Raw genomic sequence first — 1882 nt, 5'->3', positions numbered from 1 at the left:
GCCGGCTTTCTTGTGCCTGGGCCGCTTCAGGCATATCGTGCCGTTTCAGCCGCAGCTCCTTGCGGTCCCACGCATCTTGAAAGGTGGCACATGGCCTCTGCTGGACTGGCTGAACCCGCGCGCGCGACCCTCGACATCCCTACAAAAGAGCGGCTGATCGTCGCGCTCGACGTGCCGACGGTCGAAGAAGCGCGATCGCTCGTGCACAGGCTCGGCGACAGCGTCGTCTTCTACAAGATCGGCATGCAGCTCCAGTTCGCCGGCGGCATCCAATATGCGCAGGAGCTGATCCACAGCGGCAAGAAGGTGTTCCTCGATTCGAAGCTGTTCGACATCGACGCGACGATCGAGAAGGCCGCCGAGAATATCGCGCGGATGGGCGTCGATTTCCTCACCGTGCACGGGATCGGACCGACGGTGCGGGCGGCGGTGCGGGGGCGCGGGGACAGTCGCTTGCAAATCCTCGCGGTGACGGTGCTGACCAGTCTCGAGGCCAGCGACCTCCACGAGCTCGGCTACCGTGACGCCTCAGTGGAAGACATCGTGCTCTACCGCGCGAAAAAGGCGCTGGATGCTGGCGCCGACGGCGTCATCGCGTCCGGCCGGGAGGCGGAGGCGATCGGCAGGCTCTCGGCCGGCAAGCTCAAGATCGTGACGCCAGGCATTCGCCGCGGCAGCGATGCGGTGGGGGACCAGAAAAGGGTGGCGACGCCTGCTTCGGCCATCGCGGCGGGAGCGGATTATCTGGTTGTGGGGCGGCCGGTAAGCCAGTCGGAGGATCCGCGGCGCGAGGCCGAGGGGATCGTGGCGGAGATCGAGGACGCGCTGGGATAGGAGCGCCGATTTGAGGGCGGTCCTTCGATATGCCGCTTCGACTTCGCTCAGCGGCTACTCAGGATGAGCGGCTTCTTCTGCTCCCCGCTCATCCTGAGTAGGGACTGAGCTTGGCGAAGGCCCGTATCGAAGGACGGGTCAAGCCGAGCGGGAAAGGGATATTCAGCTCAAAGAAAAAGCGCGGAGAGTTGCCCCTCCGCGCCTTTTCTCATTCTAGCCGCCGAGGCTTACGCCTGCGCGGGCAGGGCTCCGCGGGCCTGGGCGATGATGGCGCTGAACGCCTCGCCTTCGTGCATCGCGATGTCGGCCAGGACCTTCCGGTCGAGGTCGACGCCCGCGAGCTTCAGCCCGTGCATGAACTGGCCGTAGGTCAGGCCCTCGGCCCGGACCGCAGCGTTGATGCGCTGGATCCAGAGCGCGCGGAAGCTCCGCTTCTTCACCTTGCGGTCGCGATAGGCGTACTGGCCGGCCTTCTCGACTGCCTGGCGGGCAATCCGGATCGTGTTCTTGCGACGGCCGTAATAGCCCTTCGCCTGTTCAAGAATGCGCTTGTGCTTGGCGCGGGTGGTGACACCCCTCTTCACGCGTGACATGCCGTATTCTCCTTACTTGAGGCCGTAGGGCGCCCAGAGCTTCACCCGCGCCGTATCGGCGTCGGCGAGAACTTCGGTGCCGCGGTTCTGGCGGATATACTTGGCATTGTGGCTGATCAGGCGGTGCCGCTTGCCGGCGACGCCGTGCTTGATCTTGCCCGTCGCGGTGAGCTTGAAGCGCTTCTTCACCCCGCTCTTGGTCTTCAATTTGGGCATTTTCGTCTCCTTTGTGCGCCACTGGGGCGGACGTTTAGGAACAGCCACGGCAGCCCTTACTGGCCGGGCGGTTCAGTTCTTCCAAAGCTGGAAAGCGGGTGCCTATAAGGGGATGGGCAGCGGAAGGCAAGGCGGGTGCAGGAACCGCGTAGCCCCCGACATGTTTTAGCTTCATGTCCGAAACGACCGTGTCGCGTATCGACGGTCCGCAGCTTCGCCGCAAAGAGCTCGGCTCCAAC

Annotated in this window: 3 protein-coding genes; 1 reads left to right on the top strand and 2 read right to left on the bottom strand. The window is 64.3% G+C overall.

Features of this window, described 5'->3' with window-relative positions; translation table 11 throughout:
* The first annotated feature begins 90 nt into the window (after positions 1 to 90).
* A complete protein-coding gene (gene pyrF / locus VF662_RS13370) occupies positions 91 to 834 on the top strand; it encodes an orotidine-5'-phosphate decarboxylase (RefSeq protein ID WP_464142108.1) in 744 nt (247 codons plus the stop codon).
* A 227-nt stretch (positions 835 to 1061) separates the two neighbouring features.
* Here the strand turns inward: pyrF and rplT are convergent, their stop codons facing one another.
* Positions 1062 to 1427, bottom strand: a complete 366-nt coding sequence (rplT, locus tag VF662_RS13365; RefSeq protein WP_464142106.1) for a 50S ribosomal protein L20 — start codon at positions 1425 to 1427, stop codon at positions 1062 to 1064.
* A 12-nt stretch (positions 1428 to 1439) separates the two neighbouring features.
* Positions 1440 to 1643 carry a 50S ribosomal protein L35 gene (gene rpmI / locus VF662_RS13360; protein ID WP_126717626.1) on the bottom strand — a complete coding sequence of 68 codons (204 nt, stop codon included), beginning with the start codon at positions 1641 to 1643 and terminating at the stop codon, positions 1440 to 1442.
* Positions 1644 to 1882 lie beyond the last annotated feature (239 nt).

It is taken from the genome of Allosphingosinicella sp., from assembly GCF_036387215.1.
GTDB lineage: Bacteria > Pseudomonadota > Alphaproteobacteria > Sphingomonadales > Sphingomonadaceae > Allosphingosinicella.
This window is presented reverse-complemented; position numbering and strand designations above follow the sequence as displayed.

Excerpts from the sequence above, each read along its gene's own strand:
- rpmI (WP_126717626.1), bottom strand. The coding sequence starts at position 1,643 with ATGCCCAAATTGAAGACCAAGAGCGGGGTGAAGAAGCGCTTCAAGCTC.
- rplT (WP_464142106.1), bottom strand. The coding sequence starts at position 1,427 with ATGTCACGCGTGAAGAGGGGTGTCACCACCCGCGCCAAGCACAAGCGC.
- pyrF (WP_464142108.1), top strand. The coding sequence starts at position 91 with ATGGCCTCTGCTGGACTGGCTGAACCCGCGCGCGCGACCCTCGACATC.